The sequence below is a fragment of the Pantoea sp. Ae19-2 genome (assembly GCF_059801205.1).
This window is the reverse complement of sequence record NZ_JBCHWE010000001.1, coordinates 3,880,376-3,904,902: the sequence shown is the minus strand read 5'-3', so window position 1 is coordinate 3,904,902 and position 24,527 is coordinate 3,880,376. Positions and strand designations below refer to the sequence as shown.

Annotated in this window: 24 protein-coding genes; 11 read left to right on the top strand and 13 right to left on the bottom strand. The window is 52.2% G+C overall.

The window, feature by feature from the left end; genetic code table 11:
• Nucleotides 1-55: 55 nt before the first annotated feature.
• The 5 genes from AAIE03_RS17920 to AAIE03_RS17900 all read left to right on the top strand — a co-directional run bounded on the left by AAIE03_RS17920 (nucleotide 56) and on the right by AAIE03_RS17900 (nucleotide 5,032).
• Complete coding sequence (locus tag AAIE03_RS17920) at nucleotides 56-1,540, top strand: sugar ABC transporter ATP-binding protein (protein WP_014604716.1); 1,485 nt, start codon at nucleotides 56-58, stop codon at nucleotides 1,538-1,540.
• Nucleotides 1,533-2,534, top strand: a complete 1,002-nt coding sequence (locus AAIE03_RS17915) for an ABC transporter permease (protein WP_014332951.1) — start codon at nucleotides 1,533-1,535, stop codon at nucleotides 2,532-2,534. Before AAIE03_RS17920 ends, AAIE03_RS17915 begins: the two co-directional genes overlap by 8 nt.
• On the top strand, nucleotides 2,531-3,574 hold the full coding sequence (locus AAIE03_RS17910) for an ABC transporter permease (RefSeq protein WP_014594941.1): 1,044 nt from the start codon (nucleotides 2,531-2,533) through the stop codon (nucleotides 3,572-3,574). Before AAIE03_RS17915 ends, AAIE03_RS17910 begins: the two co-directional genes overlap by 4 nt.
• Nucleotides 3,575-3,642: 68 nt before the next feature.
• Nucleotides 3,643-4,542: a MurR/RpiR family transcriptional regulator gene (locus tag AAIE03_RS17905; protein ID WP_014594942.1), complete on the top strand. Its 900-nt coding sequence runs from the start codon at nucleotides 3,643-3,645 to the stop codon at nucleotides 4,540-4,542.
• Nucleotides 4,543-4,570: 28 nt separating this feature from the next.
• Nucleotides 4,571-5,032, top strand: a complete 462-nt coding sequence (locus AAIE03_RS17900) for an OsmC family protein (protein WP_014332948.1) — start codon at nucleotides 4,571-4,573, stop codon at nucleotides 5,030-5,032.
• Nucleotides 5,033-5,171: 139 nt separating this feature from the next.
• Here AAIE03_RS17900 and AAIE03_RS17895 read toward each other — a convergent pair whose 3' ends face one another.
• On the bottom strand, nucleotides 5,172-6,341 hold the full coding sequence (locus AAIE03_RS17895) for an MFS transporter (RefSeq protein ID WP_019104657.1): 1,170 nt from the start codon (nucleotides 6,339-6,341) through the stop codon (nucleotides 5,172-5,174).
• A gap of 44 nt (nucleotides 6,342-6,385) precedes the next feature.
• Nucleotides 6,386-7,372 (bottom strand): iron-containing redox enzyme family protein, encoded by a 987-nt coding sequence (locus tag AAIE03_RS17890; protein ID WP_014594945.1) that lies wholly within the window; start codon nucleotides 7,370-7,372, stop codon nucleotides 6,386-6,388.
• Nucleotides 7,373-8,014: 642 nt separating this feature from the next.
• Here AAIE03_RS17890 and AAIE03_RS17885 point away from each other — a divergent pair.
• From AAIE03_RS17885 to psrA, 4 genes are all read left to right on the top strand, one after another.
• Complete coding sequence (locus AAIE03_RS17885; RefSeq protein WP_014332946.1) at nucleotides 8,015-8,203, top strand: YjfB family protein; 189 nt, start codon at nucleotides 8,015-8,017, stop codon at nucleotides 8,201-8,203.
• A gap of 333 nt (nucleotides 8,204-8,536) precedes the next feature.
• The gene (locus AAIE03_RS17880) at nucleotides 8,537-8,752 is read left to right on the top strand and encodes a YdgH/BhsA/McbA-like domain containing protein (protein WP_013023962.1); all 216 of its coding nucleotides are present in this window, start codon (nucleotides 8,537-8,539) and stop codon (nucleotides 8,750-8,752) included.
• A 307-nt stretch (nucleotides 8,753-9,059) separates the two neighbouring features.
• Nucleotides 9,060-10,382, top strand: a complete 1,323-nt coding sequence (locus tag AAIE03_RS17875; protein ID WP_014332945.1) for a methyl-accepting chemotaxis protein — start codon at nucleotides 9,060-9,062, stop codon at nucleotides 10,380-10,382.
• Nucleotides 10,383-10,548: 166 nt separating this feature from the next.
• The gene (psrA, locus tag AAIE03_RS17870) at nucleotides 10,549-11,448 is read left to right on the top strand and encodes an L-proline-binding transcription factor PsrA (protein WP_014332944.1); all 900 of its coding nucleotides are present in this window, start codon (nucleotides 10,549-10,551) and stop codon (nucleotides 11,446-11,448) included.
• Here the strand turns inward: psrA and AAIE03_RS17865 are convergent.
• The 7 genes from AAIE03_RS17865 to AAIE03_RS17835 all read right to left on the bottom strand — a co-directional run bounded on the left by AAIE03_RS17865 (nucleotide 11,423) and on the right by AAIE03_RS17835 (nucleotide 18,991).
• Nucleotides 11,423-12,229, bottom strand: a complete 807-nt coding sequence (locus AAIE03_RS17865) for a substrate-binding domain-containing protein (protein ID WP_014594946.1) — start codon at nucleotides 12,227-12,229, stop codon at nucleotides 11,423-11,425. The two genes, psrA and AAIE03_RS17865, sit on opposite strands and share 26 nt — an antisense overlap.
• A 15-nt stretch (nucleotides 12,230-12,244) precedes the next feature.
• On the bottom strand, nucleotides 12,245-13,546 hold the full coding sequence (locus AAIE03_RS17860; RefSeq protein WP_014594947.1) for an MFS transporter: 1,302 nt from the start codon (nucleotides 13,544-13,546) through the stop codon (nucleotides 12,245-12,247).
• Between the two features lie 508 nt (nucleotides 13,547-14,054).
• The gene (locus AAIE03_RS17855) at nucleotides 14,055-15,434 is read right to left on the bottom strand and encodes a carbohydrate porin (protein WP_013023968.1); all 1,380 of its coding nucleotides are present in this window, start codon (nucleotides 15,432-15,434) and stop codon (nucleotides 14,055-14,057) included.
• A 184-nt stretch (nucleotides 15,435-15,618) separates the two neighbouring features.
• The gene (locus AAIE03_RS17850) at nucleotides 15,619-15,921 is read right to left on the bottom strand and encodes a PTS lactose/cellobiose transporter subunit IIA (RefSeq protein ID WP_014332939.1); all 303 of its coding nucleotides are present in this window, start codon (nucleotides 15,919-15,921) and stop codon (nucleotides 15,619-15,621) included.
• A 10-nt stretch (nucleotides 15,922-15,931) separates the two neighbouring features.
• Complete coding sequence (locus AAIE03_RS17845; RefSeq protein WP_013023970.1) at nucleotides 15,932-17,314, bottom strand: glycoside hydrolase family 1 protein; 1,383 nt, start codon at nucleotides 17,312-17,314, stop codon at nucleotides 15,932-15,934.
• A 12-nt stretch (nucleotides 17,315-17,326) separates the two neighbouring features.
• Nucleotides 17,327-18,664: a PTS cellobiose transporter subunit IIC gene (locus tag AAIE03_RS17840; protein WP_013023971.1), complete on the bottom strand. Its 1,338-nt coding sequence runs from the start codon at nucleotides 18,662-18,664 to the stop codon at nucleotides 17,327-17,329.
• A gap of 12 nt (nucleotides 18,665-18,676) precedes the next feature.
• The gene (locus AAIE03_RS17835) at nucleotides 18,677-18,991 is read right to left on the bottom strand and encodes a PTS sugar transporter subunit IIB (protein WP_498563109.1); all 315 of its coding nucleotides are present in this window, start codon (nucleotides 18,989-18,991) and stop codon (nucleotides 18,677-18,679) included.
• Between the two features lie 290 nt (nucleotides 18,992-19,281).
• Between AAIE03_RS17835 and AAIE03_RS17830 the strand changes: the two genes are divergently transcribed.
• Nucleotides 19,282-20,238 (top strand): LacI family DNA-binding transcriptional regulator, encoded by a 957-nt coding sequence (locus AAIE03_RS17830; RefSeq protein ID WP_014594951.1) that lies wholly within the window; start codon nucleotides 19,282-19,284, stop codon nucleotides 20,236-20,238.
• Between the two features lie 6 nt (nucleotides 20,239-20,244).
• Here AAIE03_RS17830 and AAIE03_RS17825 read toward each other — a convergent pair whose 3' ends face one another.
• The 4 genes from AAIE03_RS17825 to AAIE03_RS17810 form a co-directional block, all read right to left on the bottom strand.
• The gene (locus AAIE03_RS17825) at nucleotides 20,245-21,378 is read right to left on the bottom strand and encodes an ROK family transcriptional regulator (RefSeq protein ID WP_013023974.1); all 1,134 of its coding nucleotides are present in this window, start codon (nucleotides 21,376-21,378) and stop codon (nucleotides 20,245-20,247) included.
• A 215-nt stretch (nucleotides 21,379-21,593) separates the two neighbouring features.
• A complete protein-coding gene (dnaC, locus tag AAIE03_RS17820; protein ID WP_013023975.1) occupies nucleotides 21,594-22,334 on the bottom strand; it encodes a replicative helicase loader DnaC in 741 nt (246 codons plus the stop codon).
• Nucleotides 22,334-22,870, bottom strand: coding sequence for a primosomal protein DnaT (dnaT, locus tag AAIE03_RS17815; protein ID WP_014332936.1), 537 nt, complete (start codon nucleotides 22,868-22,870; stop codon nucleotides 22,334-22,336). The genes dnaC and dnaT overlap by 1 nt, the downstream gene beginning before the upstream one ends.
• 172 nt (nucleotides 22,871-23,042) lie before the next feature.
• Nucleotides 23,043-23,648: a hypothetical protein gene (locus tag AAIE03_RS17810; RefSeq protein ID WP_014594952.1), complete on the bottom strand. Its 606-nt coding sequence runs from the start codon at nucleotides 23,646-23,648 to the stop codon at nucleotides 23,043-23,045.
• A gap of 210 nt (nucleotides 23,649-23,858) precedes the next feature.
• Between AAIE03_RS17810 and AAIE03_RS17805 the strand changes: the two genes are divergently transcribed.
• Nucleotides 23,859-24,419 carry a DNA-3-methyladenine glycosylase I gene (locus AAIE03_RS17805; RefSeq protein WP_024472034.1) on the top strand — a complete coding sequence of 187 codons (561 nt, stop codon included), beginning with the start codon at nucleotides 23,859-23,861 and terminating at the stop codon, nucleotides 24,417-24,419.
• Nucleotides 24,420-24,527 lie beyond the last annotated feature (108 nt).

Genomic DNA, 24,527 nt, shown 5'->3' with positions numbered 1-24,527 from the left:
GGTTCAACAGAACCCGGCCAGTTCCCCGTATTCTGATTAGGTAAGGGATAGTGCTATGCCTGCATTTTTACAACTCGATGGCATATCGAAAATATTCGGCGGCGTGCATGCACTTTCAGATGTCAGCCTCACGCTTGAAGAGGGCGAGGTACATTGTCTGTGCGGACAGAATGGCTGCGGTAAGTCGACGTTGATCAAAGTAATGTCTGGCGTACATCAGCCCGAGCCGGGTGGCCGTATTACGATTAGCGGAAATGAGGTTTCGCCGCTAACGCCAGTAGAAAGCACCCGTCTGGGCGTGCAGGTGATCTATCAGGACCTGTCTCTGTTCCCTAATTTAACCGTGGCGGAGAACATTGCCATCGGTCAGCATACCGGCCGCTTTAAACGGGTTAACTGGAAAAAGATTTATGAGATAGCGGCCGAAGCGGTTGCGCGCATTGGCGTTTCGCTCGACCTGAATGACAAAGTGGCTGATATCTCTATTGCTCAGCGTCAGCTGGTGGCAATTTGCCGGGCGATGGCGGCGAATGCCCGGCTGGTGATTATGGATGAACCCACCTCCTCCCTGACGCGCCATGAAGTGGACGCCTTACTGAAGCTCACCCTGCAGCTTAAACAGCGCGGCATCACGATTGTTTTTGTCAGCCATCGTCTGGATGAAGTACTGGAAATTGCCGATCGCGTGACCGTGATGCGCGATGGCGTGAAGCTGGGCACCTTTGATGCCCGCGAGATGTCAGACCGTAAACTGGCCACGCTGATGACGGGTAAAGAGTTCCATTATGAATCCGTTGCCAAAGACAGACCGCAAACCGAAACGGTGCTCGAAGTCAGCAACTTGTCCCGTAAAGGTGAGTATCGGGATATTTCGTTTGATATCCGGCGTGGCGAAATTCTCGGTCTCACCGGCCTGTTGGGGTCGGGACGCACCGAATTAGCGCTGAGCCTGTTTGGTCTGACGCGCCCACATCAGGGCGAAATAAAACTCCACGGTCATGCCGTACAAATGCGATCTAACCGCGATGCTATTGAACACGGCATTGCCTATCTGTCAGAAGATCGTCTGGGACTGGGCCTGGTACTGGAGCAGTCCATTAGCGCTAACATTACGCTTTCTGTAGTGGAGAAGCTGGTGAACAAAGCCGGACTCATTCGTGACGACCTGTATGAGCAAACGGTCAACGACGCGATTGCCTCCCTGTCTATCAAAGCCGGTAATCCCGACAACAAAGTCAAAACCCTGTCAGGCGGCAACCAGCAGCGGGTGGTGCTGGCAAAATGGCTGGCGACGCAACCCAAACTGCTGATCCTGGACAGCCCCACCGTGGGCGTCGATATTCATGCCAAAGACGGTATTTACGCCATCGTGCGGAAACTCGCCGCCAGCGGTATCGCCATCATTATGATTTCCGATGAGATTCCCGAGATTTATTATCACAGCGATCGGGTGTTAGTGATGCGCGGCGGCAGGCTTAATGGGGAATACTTCCCTGGCCGCTGCAGCGAAGAAGAATTAAAGGAGGCAGTAAATGCGTGATTTCCTCCCGCGTTTTATTCACACCCACGAATGCCGCCTGCTGGCGGTAATGACCCTGATGATTGTGTTCCTGACCGTATTCACCACGGAGTTCGCAACCTTACAAAACCTCCTGGACGTTTCAGGCGCAACAGCCTTTATTGGCATCATGGCTGCGGGCCTGCTGGTGGTGATTATTACCGGCGGCATCGATCTCTCTTTTGCGGCCACCGCCTCCATTACCCAGTATGTCGCCCTGACCTTAGCGAACAATATGGGGCTGGGCTGGGTGGGCATTTTTGCCGTTGCTATCGGCCTGGGCATCGTACTGGGTTTTATCAATGGCGTGCTGGTTAACGTGCTGCGGACCTCCGCGCTGATTATCACCATTGCAACGCTAAACGTTTTCTTCGGCATTCTGCTGACGGTGACCAGCGGCCAGGACATTTTCATGCTGCCGGACTGGTTTAACGCCGGGTTTGAACTGGTGTTCTATACCGATGCGCAAGGGGCTACCTATGCGCTGAACTTCCAGATTATCGCTCTGGTTCTGGCGTTTGTGTTGACGTGGCTGCTGCTCAACCGAAGTAACACCGGCCGACAAATCTATGCCACCGGTGGCAACCCGGATGCCGCGCAACGCGTAGGCTTCAACGTGTTCAAACTGAATATGCTGGTTTATGGCTACATGGGGGCGCTGGCTGGTCTGGCGTCGCTGGTTCAGGCACAACTTGCCCAGTCGGTTTCCCCGACGGCACTGGTTGGCAGGGAACTGGACGTGGTGGCGGCGGTGGTCATCGGCGGTGCCAGCCTGACCGGCGGTAAGGGAACCGTTCTGGGCACCGTCCTGGGCGTGGTGCTGATTGCAGTGATGCAGAATGGCCTGATCCTGCTGGGTGTTTCATCTTACTGGTCGTTGTTCAGCACCGGCCTGGTGATCATCGCCGCTATGATCATGATGGCCAGAGAAACCCGCAAACAGAACAAGCTCGTCGATGAAGGAGCAATATCATGAAGCAGACTGGCAACGTGTTGGAGCAGGTGGAAAAACGGCTGGGTACCACCAACGTCCGGCTGCTGTTTATTCTGATAGTTATGGTGATCGGTCTTGGGCTGCTTGAAGGCGACAAACTGTTTGCGGCGGCAGGTTTGCGATCGATGGGCTTCCAGCTGCCGGAACTGGGATTTCTTGCACTCGCCATGATGATTCCTATGCTTTCCGGCGGTATCGATCTTTCGATCATCGCCACCGCCAACTTGTGCGCGTTAACGGTCGCCTACACCTTGACCACCTTCATGCCTGAAATGCAGGGAGCATCAGGGGATCTGCTACAAATTGGCGCACTGCTGCTGGGCCTGGTGTTGTCAGCGCTGGTGGGTTTGCTGAATGGCGTGCTGGTGGCCTACCTGCGCGTGCCGCCGATGCTGGCGACGCTGGGCACGATGACGGCGGTGAAGGGCATTGCCATCGGATTCAGCCATGGCGATGTGATTTCCGGCTTTCCGGCGCCGATTGTGTTTATCGGGAACGGTACGGTGTTTGGCATCCCTTTTGCACTCATCATTTTTGCACTGGCGATTATTCCGTTAAGCATTTTCGTCAATAAAACCCCACTGGGCAAATCGATTGCCATGATCGGCTCCAATGAAAGAGCGGCCCATTATTCCGGCATTAACACGCGCAAAAGCCTGGTATGGGTTTATCTGATCTCGGGTTTATTTGCCGGTATCGCGGGCATTATCATGATGGCGCGTTTCGATTCGGCGAATGCGGCCTACGGTGAAAGCTACCTGCTGGTCGCTATTCTGGCTGCGGTGCTGGGCGGGGTCGATCCGCTGGGTGGATTTGGCCGGGTCAGCGGCGTGATTCTGTCGCTGCTGATTCTGCAGTTGGTGTCTACCGCCTCGATTCTGCTCGATCTTAGCCAGTTCATCACGCTCGCGTTGTGGGGCGCGATTTTGATAGTGGCATCGGGCGGTGTTGTGCTTAAAGAGTGGCTCTCTGAGCGGCGGAAGCTCCGCAATAAAGCGCCTGCTGTCACACGAAAGGCGTAAGTTTTGTAAACCCTGTTGATGCATCGCCATGCCGACCATGGGGCGGCGTGGCGATCGGACCTCATGACATGATAGATTTAAAAAATAATCATCCAACAAGGTATGTCATGAGTAATCGAGCTGATGATGTCAGTGCTATAGGTCCCCGGTTACGACTAATGATCGCCTCATTAACTTCTCTTGAAGCCCGGTTGGTTCACGCCGTGTTATCAAGCGATTTTGATGAGAATGTCTCTATCAAAGCCATTGCCAGCCGTTGCGAAATGTCAGAGGCGATGGTGGTGAAGACAGCAAAGAAGCTGGGTTTCAAGGGTTTCAAAGAGTTACGCATAAAAGCAGCCCTGTATAACCGCCTGCCCATCACCGAAATGCATCAGGAGCTTTCTCCCAGCGATACCACGCGTGAGATCGTCAGTAAGGTCTTTCGCACCTCTGTTCAGGCTATTGAAGAAACACTGGCTATCCTGGATATGGCGGCCTTTGAAAAAGCCGCAGATCTGCTGGCAAACGCCCGCCAGCGAGACTTCTACGGCTTCGGCGGCTCGGCGCAAATCGCGCGGGATGCGGTGCATAAGTTTTTGCGCATCGGCACGCGGTCGGCCGCCTACGACGATCCGCATATGATGTTGATGTCGGCTGCGTTACTGAACGAACAGGATGTGGTTGTCGCCATTTCACATTCCGGCCGCACTAAAGACATTATCGAAGCGGTGAAGGCCGCGCAGCTGCAAGGCGTCCCGGTCATTGCCATTACTAATTCCATTGGTTCACCACTGGCTAACCTTGCCGATACCGTTATCTGCTCGACCGCCCAGGGCTCGCCGCTGACCGGTGAAAACGCGGCTGCGCGCATCGCGCAGTTAAATATCCTGGACGCGCTGTTCGTTGTCGTCGCGCAGCGTGACTATGCCCAGGCCGAACGCCAACTGGGCCGCACGATGCTGGCCGTTGCCCATAAACGCAAATAGCGATAACCACTTTTCACAGGAGCCTCGAATGGCAACACGGGAGCATCATTATCAGGTCAACGTGCGCTGGACGGGTAATCGCGGCGCCGGGACGCAGTCTTACACGGCCTATGACCGAAACGGCGAACTGTCCGGTGAAGGTAAAGCCACGGTCGCACTTAGTGCCGATCCGGCATTTCGTGGTGATGCCGCGCGCTGGAATCCAGAGGAGCTCTTGCTGGCGTCAGTATCGGCCTGCCATAAGCTGTGGTATCTGCATCTTTGCGCCGATGCCGGCATTATTATTGACGCTTATGAGGATTCAGCTGAAGGCACCATGGTCGAAGGGGATCGTGGCCATTTTACCCGCATTACGCTAAAACCCAGAGTGGCGCTGCGTAATAAAGATGATGTAGCCCGAGCCGAAGCACTGCATCATCACGCCCACGAAGCCTGTTTTATCGCAAATTCACTGAATTTTCCGGTGAGTTTTGAACCGATGTTTGTTTAAGAATACAGGGCAACGTCTCAGTTAAAACAGATACTGATTCAACGCTTTTGTCAGCCATGGTTGCGCGCCATGCCAGAGCAGTCGATTGGCGCTTAACGCCTTGATGTGATCAGGCTTCGGCACCGATCTCCGTTTTCCTTTAGCGCCCATTTTCTGTTGCATTACTCACGGCGATCGTTGATGTCGGAACCCGTCGTACCGCTGTAATCAGCATCAGAACCACGATATTAAGACCAATGACACTTTCCCAGGCCAGCCAGAATCCCAGTCGATCGGCCATAACGCTTAATCCCAGGCCTAATACCGTTGAGAGACAGATAAATACAATCTCGTTAAAGGAGAGGATACGAGCCAGCGCCTGGCTGTCTGACTGGGTCATGATCAGTGTGTTTCGTCTTACCCTGATGTGGCAATGGCAGAAGGCGATAAGGAAAAGGCACGCATATACGGCGCTGAGGGTTTTAAAGAGTAAAGGAAGCAGTAAACCCAGGGTAAACACCGTGCCAAAAAGCAGATATACAGATTTCAGGGTCGGCAGATAGCGCTGAGAATTTAACATGCTACCCGCAATTGCGCCCAGCCCGTAAGGAACCACCAGAATCGCGTATGCGCTCACTGGGGCACCGATCTGTGTAAACAGCGCAGGATATAAGGCATTTAGAAACACCACACAGATATATGGAAACAAAGAAAGCAGTTCTACAACGCGTTTTTGTTCCCCCAGAAAGAAATCATAACCTTTAACATACATGCCACCTTTTAACGTTTTATGGCTTTCAGGTTCAGCGCCGCTGACATTATCCACCGGAATAAAAACGTTAATCAGTAATGACAGCGTGAAGCAGAGAAGCATAACCAAGCACACGTTGTGAATAGATTTGTCCTGAAGGATAAAAAACGCCACGCCCCCTGAAAGAAACGTTATTCCCTGCCTGACCATTTCCAACAATCGGTTCGCGTGGTAAAGCTTTTGCTCAGGCAACACCTTTTTCATATAGGTGGCGCGAATGACCTGATCAGAGGCGCGAATCAACGTAAATACGGATGTAGATAACAAAATGACCGTAAACGAAAGGAGGGCACTGAGCTCGCCTGGATTGATTAAAAAAAAGGCCAGAGCGTTGATGGCGCCCAGGACATACATAATCGTCAGCATCCGCTTACATGTCGTTTTATCCGTTATATGTCCAATGAAGGGCAGTGCAAAGAACGTGATGATGTAGCCCGATGACAAGACCGTTGAAACCAGCAAACTCGACCCGAATGTACTCTCAATAAACCAGGCAATGGCAGTAAAAAACACTGCCATTGAAACACCTGACGTAAGCGCCGAGAGCAGGACAGGAAACATAGTCAAATCCCGAAGTAGTCGACCCGCTGCCGAGGAATATAGTTACCTTCTTTCGAATAATACTCTTCAATTTCAAGGCACTGAAGATCGATGGCATGCTTGATATCGTGTAGGGCATTCAGTATGAAGGACGTTTCTTCCATGTTAGCAAGGGTAACAAGATGCAGATGATCGTCCAGAAGACGTGAATGGCCTAATTCATAATCAATTTGAGAGTGTTTGAAGAAAGGTTCAAGAGTTCCAGGCTGAAGATCGTAATGGCTATTAATGTCCTGAATGGCATTTTTCACCTCAGCCTCGTCAAAATCGTGAGACTCGATCACTTTTGCAATCAGAAAGACCGTCGAGGGATGTGTTATGAACAGCGCCTTCATCATATTAATCAAATTCAGTGTTGAAACGAGCGGAATGGCATTTTCAACTTCTTCCTGCTTCATACCTAATTTAATTAGAGTTTCTAATATGAATGATTCGTGGCCAGTTTCCTGTAGCTTATAAGTCATCAGTACAGACTGAAGTTCAGGGTTGTCTGTACTCTTAATGGCGACGTTAATGATGTCCGGAAAGGCCTTAATGTAATGCCAGGTTTCTATGAAGAAGCCTGTCAGAACGTTACGGTGCGTATCGCCATAAAGAAATTTATTGAACAGATGCGTTTCTTCAACCTGCTCGGCCCACATTTCACACGCCTGAATTGTTTTTTCAAGGATGTCTTCATTGTGCGGTTTTTTTTCGTTTCTGAGCATCCCAATATCGCTAAGAGAAGTCACCATCTCCTCAATGCGCTGAACGGGAACGTTGGTTTTTTTAGCAATGTCAGCGATGGTATTATGGCCGGTGCAGTAACCACGTATTTTATAAAAATCTTGCGCATCCCCTTGTTCTACTTCGTATAGCCCACCCGTGAAGCGAAGGTAGTGCTCACCATCTTCGTTAGTGGTCCAGAGGTTATGAACAAATTTGGGTGAGGTTTGATAATTTTTTTGCATGGCATTTTTTCCTTCAGCGCGGACAGCAGGGCCGGTGCAAACGACCGGCCCCGATTTTTATATGCATGGGTTAGCCGCAGGTTGCGCCGCCCAGTTTTTTCGTGGATTTCTTGCTAACTTTTTTCAGTTTCATGGTTAGTTCCTCTGTTTAGGATCGGTAAGCCTGATAACAGGCGTTCAGATTGTTTACATAAACTGATGTTTTGGTAAAGTTACTGTACGTTTTTTTGTTGGAAATATTAGACATACTTCTCATTTATGCAGGGTTCTGACTGGTTGAATCGCAGTAATTCTGCGCATCAGGTCGCGTTGGGATAAGGATGACTTTTGGTGGAGGTGATGCTGCCGGGACGGGGTTGAAGACAGGCAAGGTCGACAGGGGTTCTTAACTCGACGCGGGGCGCGGTCAGGAAGGCATGAGCGTGGGATGAAACGAGACGAGAGTTGACGACATGTATCATTTTCGTCTGAGGGTTAGCGCGAATCATTGTTCTGTCGGCATCCAGAGGTCGTGCTTAAAAAAACACCGACCATCCTCAAGTTTATCTCATCATTGCCGATACTTTATGCGCAACTGGCGAAATCCGTCGCCGGTATTATGTGACCCCCATTCGGGGCTCAGTCAACATAAGGAGCAACTGCATGGATATTCAGCAACTCACAACGCTGTCTGCAGGGTTGGAGCAATGGCAGGCACGTGGTGAAGCCAATGCGACGCTGTTAAAGAAAACCCTGAACCAACAGGCAGATACCATCACGACACTGGTTGAAGGCGTCACCGCGCTTCCTGCTAACCCGGCGGTAGGGCGCAATATCAACACCACCGCCTGACGGATCCCCCGGGCGGCTTTTGTTGTGTCGCCCGTTTTAAATGCACCACGCAATCAATTGTTTTGCGTTGAGTGTGCCCGGCTAACCGCCTTCTCAACGCCTCCATGACAAGCAACTCATCCCTCATCCGCTTTCTAAAACCTGCTATGGCAATCATTACCCATGTTCTTCAGTCAATCCGGCAGAACTAAAAGCAGCAAAGCGCTATCAGTGCAATAGATAGCATGATCACAATAACGGCACTTATTGTTAACTATGTATTAATAACAGTGGTTATCATTATCCCCATCGAAAGCGAACCGCTTTCCCGCTTACAAGATAAGGAACAGGATTATGAAAACCATGAAAACACTTTCACTTGCCGCCGTTGCTGCGCTCTCACTGATGTCAGCTTCCGCTTTTGCACAAACCGTTACCGCCACCGGTTCAACGCTCGATGGCACAGAAGCGAAAATTGCTGCCCAGGCTGAGCAGCAGGGCGCACAGTATAAAATCATCGAAGCCAATACCAACGATCGTGTTCACATGACTGCTGAGCTGTATAAATAACAGCGTTATGTTGAGCAAAGCGAAAGAGCTGCCTGATGGCAGCTTTTTTTTTGGGCTTTTATCGCGGACGATGAGAACGTCTTCTTTCGCCGATAGCGCGATTGACCTGAAGTGCACATGTTTCTCAGCACAATGACAGTTTTCCCCTTTTAACGCGGTCATCAGGCAGCGCTGCGTCCGGTATTCAGCCCTGTATCGAAGTTATTAACCTTGTCACAATCTGTTGCTTGTTTATTCGCCATTGTCTCAAGCCCGTTCTTTATCCTGCCGATAACTCATCCAGACCACTCAATATGGCAGTATAAAAATGACAATATTAAAAAAACTATTTTCTGTTTTTCCTAAACACCAGCATAAACACGCCGCCGATTCGCTCAGAGCACTGGACGATGCGGTTCCGATCATCGAATTTACCCCAGATGGCATCATTCTTCGCGCAAATGCCCTGTTTCTGAGCAAGATGGGTTACGACGCGAAAGAGATTGTGGGTCGTCACCACAGTATGTTTTGCCCGCCATCAATGGTGAACTCAGCCGAGTACCGCCAGTTCTGGCTGCGCCTTGCCAGCGGCAAGAGCTTTAGTGGTAAATACCTGCGCCTGGGCAAAGACAGCCATCCGGTCTGGCTGGAAGCCAGCTATGTGTCAGTAAAAGACAAACATGGCCGCGTCATCAAGGTGATTAAGCTGGCAGCAGATATCTCCGAGCGTATCAGTGAGGCACAGCAGCAGGATGCGCTGGTGCAGGCCATCAGCCGTTCAATGGCGGTCATCGCGTTTAATAAAGCCGGTGAAGTGCTGGAGGTAAATGAAAACTTCCTCAAAGCAACGGGCTACAAGGCAGACGAGGTACTGGGCAGGCATCACCGGATGTTCTGCTCTGAGGAGCTGCGCAACAGCCAGGAATATCAGCAGTTTTGGCAGCGTCTGAATCAGGGAGAATTTTTCTCTGGGCAGTATCCGCGGCTCAATCGTAATGGCGAAACTATCTGGCTGCGCGCAACCTATAATCCGGTTTTTGATGCAGAGGGGCGGATGTATAAGATTGTCAAATTCGCCAGTGACGTCACCGAGCAGGTATTGCAGAACCAGCAGGAAAATGAGGCGGCTCAACACGCGTGGAAGATGGCGCAGCAAACCCGCGAAAGCTCGGTAACGGGCGCGGATGTGATTGAAGACAGCGTCAGAACGATGGCCGAAATTGCGAAAGAGATGAACAGCGTATCCGCAGATGTCTTTGGCTTAAACGGACAGTCGGATCGTATTGCTGATATGGTACATACCATTCGCAACATCGCCGAGCAGACGCGTTTCATCGCCCTGAATGCGGCAATAGAGGCGGCCAGGGCCGGCACGTCCGGACGCAGTTTCGCCATTGTGGCAGCTGAAGTCCGGACCCTGGCGGCCCGAATTAATGAAGCGACCGAAGAGATAGGGCGCGTGGTGTCCAGCAATAATCAGCTGGCCAAAAAGGTGCTGGAAGATATCGAAAATAACCTGAAAAACACGGCTCGCGGCGTTAATTTGATGCGTCAGGCCGGAGAGGTGATAGCCAGCATTCAGAGTAATTCAGCGCGAGCCGAGGAAGCGGTCAGAAACGTGTCTCGTTCAGCGTCACCGCGTGTCGCGTAGTTTTTGTTATGCCGGATCGCCTGTTTGCACGGGCGATCCCCCTTTTGACCTGCCGTTTTCTGTTACCCGTCCCGTCAACATTTCACTTTGTTTGCCGCCATTCGATAAGGCACTATGAGTTCCCTCTGTCTTTGCTTCTCCATCGTTGAAAGGAACGTCAGCCGCTATGCCCGTTAATTTCGATCTTAACGATCTCTATGCGTTTCGCGCATTGGTCGAATATGGCAATTTCCGTATTGCAGCGGAATCCATCTGCCTGTCTCAGTCGGCGCTGAGCCGCAGGATCGAGAAGCTGGAAACGGCACTGGGAATCAGGCTGTTTGACAGAACCACTCGCCGGGTCACGCTGACGCTTTATGGTCAGACGTTTGCCGCACGTTCAGAGCAGCTTCTGATCAACTTTGAAGAAGTTATGGCGGATATCAGTAAAGTCAGTCAGGACAGAACAGGCCTGGTGACGGTGGCCACAGTGCCGTCTGCTGCCTATTACTTTATGCCGGATGTGATCCGCCGCTTTCAGGCCCGCTATCCCAGAGTGCGTGTCAAAATTATTGACAGTAGCGCAGGCAACGTCATAGAGGCCGTCACCAGCGGTCAGGCAGATTTTGGCATTTGCTTCTCCGGTAATCCGCCGCCTGACACCGAATTTTTACCGCTGGTTGAGGATGTTTACGTGGTTGCCTGTCGGCACGATCATCCTCTTGCCAGCCGTAAAAGTCTGACGTGGCAAGAGTTTTATCAGCAGGATTACGTGGGGCTGGATAAAACTTCAGGCAATCGTAACCTACTTGATTCCGCGCTGGGCCATGTCGTTCCCGCGCGTCCAAGTATCTGCGAAACCCGGCATGTCACAACCATGTTAGGGATGGTTGAAGCGGGAATCGGCATTGCTGCCGTTCCCGCGATGTCGATGCCGTCATCAGGCCATTCGGTGCTGGTTCATCTGCCGCTTACCGATCCGGTAGTGAAACGCACCGTTGGCCTGATCCGGCGCAGCGGACGCATTCAGTCCTACATTGCCGCTGAACTGGAAAAGCTAATTACTGAACGGTATCACTCTGCTTAGCAGGCTGCTGCGCTTTGACCGAGTGCAGGCCCGTGGCATGGACCACTTCCTGAGCCGGAGCTGACGCCAGGAAATCAAGCAGCGCTTTGCCTTCCTCTGGATGCTCAGCTTTGGCTGGCACGGCGCCGGCAAATCGGGTGATGTACTGCACGTCGTCAGGCAGTTCGCCTACAAAGGTCACGCCCGGCACCGGCAGGAGCTCACTCACCTGCTGGAAGCCCAGCGCATAGTGGCCTTTTGCCACTTCAGACGCCACCGGAATGCGCTCCACCTCGTGGGCTTTGCCTTTAACCTTGTCTTCAATGCCTAACTTTTTAAACAACTGATTGCTAACGTATTGACCGCTGGCGCTGTCGGAATAGGCAATAGATTTAGCATTCAGCAGGGTTTTACGCAGTGTGTCATCCGTTTTGATATCGGGTTTGGCATCTCCCTTCTTCACCACAATGCCGATCGGCGAGTCGGCCAGCTCAACGCGTGAACCTGGTTTGATCCACCGGTCTTTTTCCAGCTGACTGAGCGCATCGCCCACCATAATCACCACGTCTGCTTTTTCCCCGCGCGCCAGTCGGTTGGGGATCGCCTGCGGGGTTTTGCCCATGGAAGGCCCGGACACCAGAATAATTTTATCGCCACTTTTCGCTTCAAACTGAGGCGTCAGTTTTTCCAGCGCGGCTTTGAAGCCGCCAGAAATCATCACGGTCACATCTTTTGCCAGCACCGCGGTGCTGACCGACGAAAGAACCAACGTGGCAAGGAGTGAACGGTAAATTATTTTCATTATGTAAGCCCTGACTTAATGTTTAACGGCGGTTTGCAGATTGACCGTGCTGCGACGGTACAGGTACAGCGTTGCCAGTAAGGCGCAGACGGCAGCGAAGCTCATCCAGTAACCCGGAGAGGCTTTATCGCCGGTGTACTCAATTAATGCTGTTGAAATCACCGGCGTGAATCCGCCAAAGATGGCGGTCGCGAGGCTGTAAGCCAGTGAAAAGCCTGCTACTCGCACCTCAGCTGGCATGATCTCGGTAAGTGCCGGAATCATCGCGCCGTTGTACAGGCCATAAATAAATGACAGCCACAGCAGGACAGTGAGCATCATAGAGAAGCTGGGGGCAGCAGCCAGCATCGTCAGGGCAGGATACGCGGTCGCCAGCGCGATCAGCGTCATGCTGACCAGGACGGGTTTACGTCCAAAACGGTCAGACAGCGCCCCGCCAACCGGCAGCCACAAAAAGTTAGAGATGGCGACCAGCAGCGTAACCAGCAGGCTGTCCGAGGCGCTGAGCATCAGCACTTTCTTGCCGAAAGTAGGCGCATAAACGGTGATCAGATAGAACGCGGTGGTGGTCATCGCCACCATCAGCATGCCGGCAATCACAACCTGCCAGTTGGCCAGAAGGGTTTTAAACACGTCGCGCATCGCCAGGTGATGACGACGGGCGTTAAATTCCTGGGTTTCTTCGAGCTTGCGGCGCAGAAAGAAAATGAAAGGCACAATCATGCAGCCAAACAGGAACGGAATGCGCCAGCCCCACTCACGAATCGCGCTCTCTTCCAGCACGGCATTCAGGGCAAAACCCATCGCGGCGGCAACCATAATGGCAACCTGCTGGCTACCGGACTGCCAGCTGGTGTAAAAGCCTTTACGGCCCGGCGTGGCGATCTCAGCCAGATAAACGGAAACGCCGCCCAGTTCGGCTCCGGCAGAGAAACCCTGTAACAGGCGGCCGGTTAACACCAGCATCGGTGCCCAAAGCCCAATGCTTTGGTAAGACGGAATCAGGACGATCAGGAAGGTGCCCGCCGCCATAATTGACAGGGTAACAATCAGACCTTTACGTCGGCCGACCTTATCAATGTATGCGCCCAGCACCACAGCACCAATGGGGCGCATCAGGAAGCCCGCGCCGAACACGGCAAAGGTCATCATCAGTGAGGCAAATTCACTGCTCGCAGGAAAGAAGGTGTGAGCAATATAGGTGGCATAAAAGCCGAACAGGAAAAAGTCGAACTGCTCCAGAAAGTTGCCTGAGGTAACACGTAATATGGCGCCGGTTCGGGCGCGGGTGGTCATAGGTGAAGTCGAGGAATGCATCGGTATCTCCAGTTTATCATTGACGCTTTTTGCCGCGTCTGTTGCTGAAGACTGGATCAGGAAAATAAAGTAAATAAGCGCAATAAACTCATCGACTAATGCGTACTGTGCATCAATAACCCTAAGCCATTACCTGAGGCTATGTGTAACAAGCCTTTAACAACATGGCGGGATAAACGGTCACCGGTAAACACGGAAAAACGGAATGCGTGTTTTGTGACAAGGTTCATACGGGTTTTTGAGGGCGAGCGTGCATCGTAACGCGATTGTCAGGTTTTATCGGGCGTGCCGGGCGCTGGCCTGGCAGGGGTTAAACTCGCAGCCCGTGGACCTGATCTCCCGCCCTTACCTGAGACCGCCAGACGACAGGGGATGACAACATGCCGTTTGCAAAGGGCCAATGCCGATCGGCCCTATACGGGAACCTCCGATCGGCAATGGGTTATCGTTGTTGGAGACAGAATGCGCGTCTGTCATCCGCAGGATGAGATCACTGTTCGGGTTATGCCTAAAACCAGGCTTCCCACATCGCGCCCAGATTAAAGTCGTCCAGTATTTCGTTCTCCCTGCCGTTCACGCGAGCGGTGCGCGCATTGTCCACTTTGCCCCCGGTGACATAGAAGCGCAGCATAGGACGAAACTCCGGCCCCATGGCAATGGCGATATTTTGCGACAGAGTCAGCTTCCAGCCATGGTTACTGCCGCCTTCATCGTAGTTAACGCGCTGATAACCGGCTTCCAGCCAGGTGGAATGGACGTCATTCCAGAAATACATTGGGCGGACAATTGCGGCGTAGTTCTTCCGGTTATCGCTTTTCAGCCGACTGTTATCGTAGTCGTGATAACCCAACAAATACTCGACCTGTGCCTGCGGGCTAAACAGATGCTTACCCTCAAAGCTGGTATACACAGTGCTGAGGCCCTCGGTTTTGCTGTAAACGCTGTTATCCGAATTGTCAGAATAGCGGGCAATCACTTTATTCACGCCATGGTCGTTAGTGTGGCTCAGTACAAACGCACCCTGCCAGGCTTTCAGGCGGTCTTCACTCTCTACGGCTTTAGAGTCGAAACCGTAATTAGCGTACAGCTCCAGATCGAGTGCGCCCAGCTTGATGCCGTGAATTTTAGAGGTGGCAGCGTAGTTGCCTTTATCCCCGGTACCTGAACCTCCCGTACAGGTGATGCGCGAGGGATTAGACTCATCGCTGAGCACTTCAGGGCTACAGGATTCCACGGCAGCGACGGCGGCCACGTCAAATTTTATCCCGCCCACATCGAAGTTCTTCACGCCCGCGCCCTGGCCATCATGGTTCATCCAGAAATAATCATTGATGTTCTGCTGCGGGCGCTGATGAAAGTCCCGTCCGGCCCAGAGGTAGGCATCAGGATTTGATGCCAGCACATTCGTCACGCCGGCATAGGCCTTTTTCAGATTCACCTCGTCGCCCCAGTGATCGATCATCACATTGACATCCCAGATAGCCCCACTTTGGCTTTTAAACGCCTTGGAGAGCTGGAATTCGCCACCGTTGCCTTCGTTGCCCAGACGGCCAATGCCGGAGGCACCGTTATAAGAACCGTCCACGGCTACATATTTCTGATCGCCGCTTTGATAGTGCGCACCGTAGCGTGCATAGCCGCTGAACGTGACGCCAAAGGGGATTGCCATATCCGGTGACTGGGCCGGGCTTTGCGGGTCGGTCACCACGTCCGTTTTTTTCGCTACGGCCGCATCCATTTTCGCCTGACGTTCGGCCAGGGCTTTATCAACGGCTTTGGCGACGATGGCGTCGATCTGTTCCTGCGTAAACTCCTGTGCAGCGGCGACGGCAGGGCACAGCGCGGCGATCACCGCCAGAGGTAATGGAAGTTTTCGAATAATATTCATGGCTATCTCGTTTGCACAGCGTTATTCGAGTTGATGATGTTCAACCCGAATAACAACGTGTGTTAATGATCAGACAATAACCATCCTGCGCGGGTTTATTGATGACCAGGGCAAGTTGATTTTTATATTATGTTATTTCCAGAGGTTTTTTGTTTTTCAGCCTATCTCCTGTCATGTTTTTTTATTAACGCTGGTAGAGATAAACAATTTCTTCTGCCAGTTCACGAGCCAGCATTGAGGTCATTAAATGATCCTGAGCATGGACCATAATTAAGGTCATTGGCTGGCGGGCTTCACCTGCGTCCTGCTCTATTAATCGGGTTTGCATTTGATGCGCGGTGCGGGAATAGTCGTCGGCCTCCTTTAGCCGGGCTTTTGCCTCATCAACGTCACCCTTTCGTGCTGCCTGAAGGGCTTCAAAGCACAGGCTGCGGGCATGCCCCGCATTGACAATAATCGTCATTACCGCGTCTTCAAGTTCAATCATGATCGTGCTCTCAATTAAAACCGTTATTTTCGGCAACCTCAGCAAACCATTTGCCACTCTTTTTAATCGTACGTTTTTGCGTGGCTAAATCTAACTGCACAAAACCGTAACGATTTTTATAACCGTTTAGCCATGACCAGTTATCAATAAATGTCCACATATGATAACCCAGGCAATGACAGCCTTCGCGAATCCCTTTATGCAGCCATTTAAGATGTTCGGAAACAAATTCGATACGATAATCATCCAGAATTTCACCGTTCTGAATAAATCGCTGTTCATTCTCAACGCCCATACCATTTTCAGAAATAAAACAGCGCGGGTTTCCATAATTAACCCGCAGGTTAGTCAGAATATCGTAAATACCGGGCGCGTAAATTTCCCATCCACGATACGGGTTCATCTGACGGCCTGGCATTTCATAGTGGTCGAATAACCACTCCGGCATAAAGGGCGCTTCAGCATTGACGGCGCTGTCCCGACACTTCACCCGGCGCGGCTGATAATAGTTCACGCCCAGAAGGTCGATAATGCCGTCGGCAATCAACGCAGCGTCGCCAGGCTGGCAGCGCGGAAGCTGGTGGTACTGACTCAGTAAGCTCAGCAGATCCACGGGATATTCTCCCTTCAGAACCGGATCCAGAAAGCTGCGGTTAAACAACAGGTCAGCATGATGTGCGGCTTGCACATCGGCCGGATTCGCCGATCGTGAATAGGACGGCGTGAGGTTCAGCACCACACCAATGTCACCGTCGTAGCCGCCGTTACGCCAGGCGCGTACTGCCAGCGCGTGTGCCAGGACTGTGTGCAAGGCCACGTTAGCCGCTCGTCTGAAGTCCACAACGTTGGGATAATGAAAATCGTACAGATAGCCACCTTCGACCGGCACAATCGGTTCATTGAAGGTAAACCAGTGTTTCACCTTATGGCCGAACAGCGCGAAACAGCGCTGGGCATAGCGGCCAAACGCCTCAACAACCTCACGGTTCTCCCAGCCGCCTTTGTCCTGCATAGCCAGAGGCATATCGAAATGAAACAGGGTGATAAACGGTGTAATGCCCTGCGCCAGTAATGCATCGATGACCTTGTTATAAAAAGCCACGGCGTCAGGATTCACGGCGTCAGTGCCGTCTGGCATCAGGCGCGCCCAGCTCAGCGACGTGCGAAAGCTGTTGTGCCCTAACTGCTTTAGTAATGCGATATCGTGCTGCCAGTGCTGATAAAAGCCCGAGGTGTCTTGTGGGCCAATGCCTTGATGGAAACGGTGAGGCTGTTGTGCAAACCAGCGATCCCAGGTGGTAGGGCTTTTACCGCCATTCAGGCTGTCCCCTTCGGCTTGTAACGCCGAGCTGGCGCTGCCCCACCAGAAATTTTCAGGAAAACGGTAGTTCATTTTATGGGCTCCTTAAGCCTGTGGATGACCGGGCACGGGTTGGCCTGCAGGGGGCGCATCCTTGATTTTTTTCTCTTCTGCTTTAATCAGGCTGCGTTCATAGGCACGCAGGAAGGGTAAGTACATCAGCGCCGACATCAGCATACAAATCAGGCACATCACCAGCGGGCTTAGCGCCCAGTTAGCGGCCCAGGAGGCACCGATCGGGGCGGGCGTGGTCCATGGCGTAAGCGAAACCACCTGGGCGATCCAGCCGAGTTTCGTGGCGGTATAAGCCAGCACGGCATTAATCATTGGAACGCAGACGAAGGGGATAAACAGCAGCGGGTTCATGATGACCGGCGCACCAAACAGGATGGGCTCATTGATATTAAAAAAGCTGGGCACCACGCCCATTTTGCCAATGGTGCGTAAATGTAGCACCCGGCTACGCAGCAGTAAGAAGGCCAGCGGTAAGGTGGAGCCCACTCCGCCAATCAGCAGGTAGTGATCCCAGAACCCCTGTAGATAGACATGCGGCAGCGCGGCTCCCGCCGCCAGGGCGGCCTGGTTAGCAGAGAGGTTAGCCATCCAGAAGGGATTCATAATGCCGGTGACGATCAGTGCACCATGAATACCGGCAAACCAGAAAATCTGACACAGCAGGACGGAAAGCAAAATGGCGGGCAAAGAGTCCGAAGCCGAAACCAGCGGCTCCAGCAAATGCATGATCGCCTGTGGCATAATCATGCCGGTTTGCGCTTCGATAAACAGGTTGAGCGGATGTAACGTTGCGATAATCACCAGTACCGGGATCAGAATCTCGAAGGAGCGTGCCACGCCGGTAGGCACTTCTTTCGGCAGGCGGATCGTGACATTATTTTGTTTTAGCCAGGCATAAACCCGGGTGGCGTAAATGGCGGTAATCAAGGCAGTAAAAATTCCCTGACCGGAAAGATACTGGGTAGAGATCTTTTCATCCGCATAAGGCGCGGCCACCAGTAAAAACGCCATAAATGCCAGCAAACCCGACATGATGGGGTCCAGATTAAACTGGCGGCCCAGGCTGGCACCAATCCCGACCGAGATAAAAAAGGTCATAACGCCCATGCTGAGATTAAACGGCAGCATCAGCTGTTGGCGATAAGTGATGGAAAAGTCCAGCCAGGCACGGGCAACGCTGTTGGTGGTGTCCGCTGAAAACGGCGGGAAGATAAATACCAACATAAACGATCCAATAATCATAAACGGTAGCGCCGCCGTAAAGCCGTCACGAATCGCTATCACATACTTTTGCTGACCTAACTTTCCGGCGAGTGGCGTAATGGACTGTTCAATTACCGTCACCATCGACTGATATAACGAACTCATAATGACACCTTTCTAGTGTGCCGCTTCAATAAGCGACAGAGCGTAATCCAGCACCTTGTCACCGCGTTGCATGCCGTAGTCCGTCATATTGATGGCATGGACAGGAATGCCGTGGGTGGCAGCTTTTTCTGAGAGCGTGGTTAACATGTACTTCACTTGCGGACCGAGCAGAACGACCTGATAGTTTGGAAACTGCGCATCAAATTCGGAAACGCCCCAGGCATCGATCTGCACACTCAGCCCGCGCTGGTTCGCAACGTCGACCATCTTGCGGACTAAAAGACTCGTGGACATTCCTGCTGAACAACACAACATAATCCTGATCATGAGTAACCCTCCTTTGCGTATAAAACGTGTTACAGACGTGATTTGATATGATACGGAAACCGGTTTCCATTTGATGCAAACGGAAGTGTGACAGGCATCATGATCCCCGTTAAATAAACATTTTTCTTACGATTCAGATCACGTAATTTCAAGTTATTGTCGATAATTGAGAAGAAATGGAAAATCGGTTTCCATGAAAAAACGAAAAAGCTATACTGCCGGTGATGATTATTTGAGCCGCAGGATTAGGGCGTTTTTCAGGGATTCAGCGGGGTTTTCAGGGGAAAAGAATGTCTACTATCAACGATGTATCGCGTCTCGCGGGTGTGTCAAAAGCCACGGTGTCGCGCGTGTTGAGTGGGTCACGCGGTGTAAAAGAAGCCAGCCGCGTTGCGGTATTAAAAGCGGTGGATGAACTCAGTTATCGTCCAAACGTGATCGCTCAGTCATTACTCAGTCAGACCACCGGCTGTATTGGCGTAATTTGCGCGCAGGACAACATTAACCAGACCACCGGTTACCTCTATGCGCTGGAAAAACACCTCAGCCAGCATCAAAAACACCTCTTGCTCCGTTTCGCGAACAGCAGGATGGAAGTGATGACCTGCCTTGATGAGCTGACCTGTGGGTTGTGTGACGATGTGTTGATTATCGGCGCGCGCTTCCCGCTGAACCTGAATCAAAAAAACGTTATCCTGGTGGATTGTCTGGAAGCCGGGGACGACGTTAACAGCATTCAGTTCGATCACGCCTTTGCCGCCGAAACCGCCTGCAACTACCTGATAAGCCAAAATCGCCGACAGATTGCTCTGATTCATCCTGACAGAATGGGGTTTTCCGATCGGGTTCTGTTGGGTTATAAACACGCGCTGGAAAAAAACTTTCTGCCGTTTAACCGCAACCTTGTGTTTATGGACGCCACATCCTCCTCGGTAGCACTTCAGGAGTTGCTGAATAACGCGTCCACGCTGAATTTCAGCGCATTGCTGGTGGCGGATGAACAACAGGCGCAGAAAGTCATTCCCCAGTTGCAGGCGTTCAACAAAAAGGTTCCCGACGACATTATGGTCTTCAGTCTGGCGGGCTCGTTGAACTTGCCCGGCATTCCGACTATTCCGGCGATTGAGTACTCGATGGACGCGATGGCAGCGCGCATCGTTAAGGCACTGACTGAACAGACGCGTAGCGTACTGGACTCCTATGTCATGCGGGGTGACCTGATTATCCCTGACTTTCGCCAGCGCTGAGCGCCCTTAGTCCGTTCGCTGCTCTTGTTGTTCAATAATCGCCAGCGCCAGTCCCGTTGCCGGTGCAAGGTGCGACGTCAGAAAATGTACCTGAGTGTGAGCGGCAATGAATGCCAGCTTGTTGGCCTGGGTTTGATTAAGTACGGCCTGACAAAATGTTGGGCTGACGCTCCAGGGGCAATCAATGATGATGTTGGCCGGATTGAGCAACAGCATGATCTGGCTGAGCGCGATACCCAGATAGTTTCCCGCCAGTTGCATCACTTCGTTTACCACGTTAGGCGCGCTGTCGCGGTTGTGCCAGGTCAGCCCCGGCTGACGCTGGGCCAGCTGTTGATTAATGGCAGGTTTACTGATCATGGCTTCCAGACAACCCTGACGGTTGCAGCTACAGCGAGGCCCGTTCGGCTGGACAGTGAGGTGGCCGGCTTCGCCCGCCGTCCAGCTGTTGCCGGTAAAAACGACACCGTGCTGTACCAGTGCGCCGCCAATTCCTTCGGCAATTCGTAAATAAAAATGCCCGCTTTCGGCGGGCAAGTTGAGTTGTTGCACAGACAGCAGCGCAGCGGCTTTAACGTTATTCATAATGCGAATCGGTAATCTGATCTGTTTACGCAGGTTGCTCGCCAGATCAACGTCCTGCCAGCCCAGATGGGTAGATAAATGCATCCAGCCCCGTCTGGGATCGACGACGCCAGGAAAGCCCAGCCCGATGCCCAGCAGGCCCGGCCAGGATTCGGTGAGTTTTTCACATAAGGCGGTCACCTCCGCTAACAGTGGCCCCGGTCGGCTGGTATCTGTCCGCAGGGTTTGTTCCGCCAGGGGTTGAGAGAAATAATCGCAAACCTGCCAGTGGATCAGGTTCTTTTCCACCATTATGCCGGCGCTGACCAGCTTTTCCGGACGCAGGGTAATCTGGATTTTAGGGCGACCTGCCGCAGAGACACTGGCTTTTCCCAGCTCCTGCACGAGATCCTGTTCCAGCAGATCATCAATAATCTGCGACACGGTATTTTTACTGATTGCCAGGATGTGCGCGAGGTCCTGCCGCGACGTGATACGGCGCTGGCGCAGTTGCGCCATGACCCGCTTTTGATTATTCAGCCGCATTAATGCAGGCCCTTTGCCAGTCACTTTCATGGCGGATTACTCCAGGTGTGGAAATCGGCAGCAGATTTGCCACCAACGATGAAGTCTTATTAGTTTGATGTCTAATCAAAACTTAGCATCGTGCAGATAAGCCTGCCAAACGGCGACGGCCTCAGGGCGAGAGAATTAAGTCAGAAATGGGTGCCAGGCCACAGGATTGTGTAACGGTAAGGTAAAGAGCTGGCCCGCGTTCGCGGGCAGCCAAATCAGTATTCATCACCGCGAACGCGGCTACGGTAGCTTTCCCAGTCAAAGCGAACCCACAGGCTATTGCCCAGCCGCATGCGATCCATAACGCGTTCACCCAGCAGCGCATTCATCCCGGCGTGATCGAGGTTAGACAGCATGCCCGTCGGGCGTTTCGAGGAGGAACGGCGGTCCACAATCTGGTTAATAATCACTTTTTCGTAGCGCGATTCACTCTGCATACCGATCTCATCGATCACCAGCAAATCAACGCTGCTGAGATCCTGAATCAGCCGTTCTTCCGTAATATTGCTGCTGCCGCTGAAGGTGCCCTTCATGCTCGACATCAGATCTGCCACCGTAACGATTAGCACGCTCTTGCCACGTAAAATCAGATCGTTACCAATGGCGGCTGCCAGGTGGTTTTTGCCAGTGCCTGGACGGCCAGAAAAAACAAAGCTGGCAATACTGCCATCAAATTCGGCCGCATACTGGCGAGCCAGTTCCAGCGCTTTGCGTTGGCCTTCGTTTTCAACCCGATAGTTATCGAACGAGCAGTTGATGTGTAGCTCGCGAATGCCGGAACGGCCCATGATGCGCTGCATTTTCATCGCACGATTTTCGCGCACGATAGATTCTGATCGCAGACGGCCCTGTTCCTGATTCCAGGCCAGTAATTCTTCACCGTTTGTGAACTTGGGTCGGGTACCCGCGGGCATCATTCGTTTCAGACGGTTAAACAGATCGTTCGGCGTTTTCATTATTCACCCCGGAAACCATCAGGAATTGTGCTGTCAGGATTTGGCAACTGTGTAATGTCACGTCTGGGTTGTCCGCCATTGGCCGCCCGATTCATTTGCAGGCTGCGTGCCAGCTTCTGCTGCCACTGCACGTGATGAAACAAACGCCCTTCCGCCTGCCAGTAGGCCACAAAGGCAGCCAGTTCAGCTGGCGTCACCGGTTCGCTTAGTGCAACGCCCCAGATGGCCGCCTGTCGCGTAAAGTCAGCGTCCGGCTGCCAGCCATCATACATGGCGAATTTACCCACCGGCGTATGCAGCGTAGCAGAAACATCGTCATACAGGCTGTCGTCCAGCGCCACATCACTGGGTTGCTGGGCGGCGGCCTCAAGTGCCAGTAGCCGCGCGAGGCGCGCTGGCGTAATGGCATACATTACGGGCGTATAATTTTCCAGCACCGCCAGCGTGCCGTCTTCAGCCTGCTGCAAGGCGCTGAGCGGATCCTGACGGAAAGCCTCAAGACCAATAAGCGTTGACGTTAAGATTTTGACTGACATGAAAAGACCTGCGGTTAACTTACACCGAACACCGGATAAAATTTCCAGTGCAGAAGCGGATATTGTACCTTTTTTAACGCGCGGGATCGCTGAAAAAGCGTTGAGGTTTTCCACCCAACCGGATGCGTTTACACAATGGCTGGGCGGACGTGGCGTAAGCTGTCTTACGCTTTTAGCGACGGGTTTGCCACAGATAGCGGAGCCCGGCCAGCCAGCACAGGCTGTAGCCCAGTAATTCCACGCCTTCTTCGGCCATGTTTTTTACGCCACGATTGTAGTGATCGGGCATCAGGTGAGCCCACAGCGTGTTCATCCCAAACAGTCGGGAAAAAACCAGCACGATCATCAATCCGGCAGCCATAACGGGCCAGCGGTTGTGCCTGAGGAGATCGGCCAGCGCGCTCAGGGTCTGCTTTGGGGTACGCATGGCCACCGCTAAACTGCCCAGCGCGATCGCCAGCGCAAACCACACCCAGCTACCATGACGGATGAGATCGAAGAAAAAATCCAGTTCACGAATAAGCATGCAACTGTAAAAACCGGCAATTAGGGTTAATCCACCGCGTTGTGCAGGCCGATGACGGGCGGCAATAAAAAACAGTGCGGCAAGACTGAATAACAACAGTTCCTGCGCGGTTTCAGTAAAAGACGCTTCGTGCAGCGCATTATTCATCCAGACCACATCGATATAGATGGGGCCGATCATGAAGGTGATAAACAGAGAAGCAAAAAGAAATACGGTGAGCTCACGCCCAATAAGGATGACATTGTTACGCATGGAGTTACCTGAAAATGACTATCGTTATCATTGTATTTACATTCGTTATCGCTGCCTTCGCTTTTTATGCGTGATCGGTTCAGCTAAATGCATGACTGCAGCGGATAACCGAAGCGGCCTCGCAATTTACTGTGACTCGGGTTCAAATGTTGGAGGATTCCCTCTACTATCGAGGCAATAAACATGGCCTGGCATAAAAGGAAAAACACGATGCAACGATGTGGCTGGGTAACGCAAGATCCTGTCTATCTGGCGTATCACGACGACGAGTGGGGCAGACCACAGAGGGATAAGCAGGCGCTGTTTGAAATGCTCTGTCTGGAAGGCCAGCAGGCTGGGTTATCCTGGATTACCGTACTGAAAAAACGCCAAAATTACCGCGCCGCGTTTCACCAGTTTGAACCGCAAACCATTGCGCAGATGGACGAACAGGATATCGCCCAACTGATGCAAAACAGCGGCATTATTCGTCATCCCGGAAAAATTGCGGCCATTATTGCTAATGCCCGGGCGATGCTGGCAATGGAAGCAAAAGGGGAGGATTTTGCCCACTTTGTATGGCAGTTCGTTGATAATCAGCCTGTCGTCAATCATGTTGCCGATTACAAACAAAGCCCCACCACCTCTGCGCAGGCTATCGCGCTTTCAAAAGCGCTAAAGACCCGTGGTTTTAAATTCATCGGCCCGACAATTTGTTATTCATTTATGCAGGCCTGCGGCCTGATAAACGATCATCAAACCAACTGCTTTTGTCATCCTGACAACATTTAACGTCGATCCTTTACAAAATAAGACATTGTCTCAGGATTTTCCTCACTTTTGCGCGGCATAATCAATGCCAACCGGGGACAAGGTGCCTCGTTGTGATGAATCTAAGGG

Excerpts from the sequence above, each read along its gene's own strand:
- AAIE03_RS17920 (WP_014604716.1), top strand. The coding sequence starts at position 56 with ATGCCTGCATTTTTACAACTCGATGGCATATCGAAAATATTCGGCGGC.
- AAIE03_RS17915 (WP_014332951.1), top strand. The coding sequence starts at position 1,533 with ATGCGTGATTTCCTCCCGCGTTTTATTCACACCCACGAATGCCGCCTG.
- AAIE03_RS17910 (WP_014594941.1), top strand. The coding sequence starts at position 2,531 with ATGAAGCAGACTGGCAACGTGTTGGAGCAGGTGGAAAAACGGCTGGGT.
- AAIE03_RS17905 (WP_014594942.1), top strand. The coding sequence starts at position 3,643 with ATGATAGATTTAAAAAATAATCATCCAACAAGGTATGTCATGAGTAAT.
- AAIE03_RS17900 (WP_014332948.1), top strand. The coding sequence starts at position 4,571 with ATGGCAACACGGGAGCATCATTATCAGGTCAACGTGCGCTGGACGGGT.
- AAIE03_RS17895 (WP_019104657.1), bottom strand. The coding sequence starts at position 6,341 with ATGGCAGTGTTTTTTACTGCCATTGCCTGGTTTATTGAGAGTACATTC.
- AAIE03_RS17890 (WP_014594945.1), bottom strand. The coding sequence starts at position 7,372 with ATGCAAAAAAATTATCAAACCTCACCCAAATTTGTTCATAACCTCTGG.
- AAIE03_RS17885 (WP_014332946.1), top strand. The coding sequence starts at position 8,015 with ATGGATATTCAGCAACTCACAACGCTGTCTGCAGGGTTGGAGCAATGG.
- AAIE03_RS17880 (WP_013023962.1), top strand. The coding sequence starts at position 8,537 with ATGAAAACCATGAAAACACTTTCACTTGCCGCCGTTGCTGCGCTCTCA.
- AAIE03_RS17875 (WP_014332945.1), top strand. The coding sequence starts at position 9,060 with ATGACAATATTAAAAAAACTATTTTCTGTTTTTCCTAAACACCAGCAT.
- psrA (WP_014332944.1), top strand. The coding sequence starts at position 10,549 with ATGCCCGTTAATTTCGATCTTAACGATCTCTATGCGTTTCGCGCATTG.
- AAIE03_RS17865 (WP_014594946.1), bottom strand. The coding sequence starts at position 12,229 with ATGAAAATAATTTACCGTTCACTCCTTGCCACGTTGGTTCTTTCGTCG.
- AAIE03_RS17860 (WP_014594947.1), bottom strand. The coding sequence starts at position 13,546 with ATGCATTCCTCGACTTCACCTATGACCACCCGCGCCCGAACCGGCGCC.
- AAIE03_RS17855 (WP_013023968.1), bottom strand. The coding sequence starts at position 15,434 with ATGAATATTATTCGAAAACTTCCATTACCTCTGGCGGTGATCGCCGCG.
- AAIE03_RS17850 (WP_014332939.1), bottom strand. The coding sequence starts at position 15,921 with ATGATTGAACTTGAAGACGCGGTAATGACGATTATTGTCAATGCGGGG.
- AAIE03_RS17845 (WP_013023970.1), bottom strand. The coding sequence starts at position 17,314 with ATGAACTACCGTTTTCCTGAAAATTTCTGGTGGGGCAGCGCCAGCTCG.
- AAIE03_RS17840 (WP_013023971.1), bottom strand. The coding sequence starts at position 18,664 with ATGAGTTCGTTATATCAGTCGATGGTGACGGTAATTGAACAGTCCATT.
- AAIE03_RS17835 (WP_498563109.1), bottom strand. The coding sequence starts at position 18,991 with ATGATCAGGATTATGTTGTGTTGTTCAGCAGGAATGTCCACGAGTCTT.
- AAIE03_RS17830 (WP_014594951.1), top strand. The coding sequence starts at position 19,282 with ATGTCTACTATCAACGATGTATCGCGTCTCGCGGGTGTGTCAAAAGCC.
- AAIE03_RS17825 (WP_013023974.1), bottom strand. The coding sequence starts at position 21,378 with ATGAAAGTGACTGGCAAAGGGCCTGCATTAATGCGGCTGAATAATCAA.
- dnaC (WP_013023975.1), bottom strand. The coding sequence starts at position 22,334 with ATGAAAACGCCGAACGATCTGTTTAACCGTCTGAAACGAATGATGCCC.
- dnaT (WP_014332936.1), bottom strand. The coding sequence starts at position 22,870 with ATGTCAGTCAAAATCTTAACGTCAACGCTTATTGGTCTTGAGGCTTTC.
- AAIE03_RS17810 (WP_014594952.1), bottom strand. The coding sequence starts at position 23,648 with ATGCGTAACAATGTCATCCTTATTGGGCGTGAGCTCACCGTATTTCTT.
- AAIE03_RS17805 (WP_024472034.1), top strand. The coding sequence starts at position 23,859 with ATGCAACGATGTGGCTGGGTAACGCAAGATCCTGTCTATCTGGCGTAT.